The organism is Dietzia sp. UBA5065, from assembly GCA_002415925.1.
Classification (GTDB): Bacteria; Actinomycetota; Actinomycetes; order Mycobacteriales; family Mycobacteriaceae; genus Dietzia.
The window spans coordinates 1-214 of sequence record DIAZ01000113.1 but is presented as its reverse complement, the minus strand read 5'-3'; the positions used below and the strand labels follow the sequence as shown (position 1 = coordinate 214).

Annotated in this window: 1 protein-coding gene; it reads right to left on the bottom strand. The window is 71.5% G+C overall.

The window, feature by feature from the left end; genetic code table 11:
* Positions 1-214 (bottom strand): hypothetical protein (locus B4M60_RS08785; protein WP_291082393.1); only part of this gene is annotated, 214 nt, incomplete at both ends.

Sequence of the window (214 nt, the reverse complement as noted above, 5' to 3'; positions counted from 1 at the left end):
GGCCGCGGGCGTCGATCTCGCCGAGGTAGGTCGTCAGGGCTGCGGCGAACGCCGGTTGGACGCCCGCCTTGAGAGCCGCCATCTTGGCGAGGGTGTCCTGGAGATCGACTTGAGCGGCCATGACGTCGGCGCGGGCCGTATCGAGCTGGGTGCGGGCGTCGGCGAGTTGCGCGAGGCCGTCGGTGAGGTCCGCCTTTGCCTTGGTGAGGGCGGC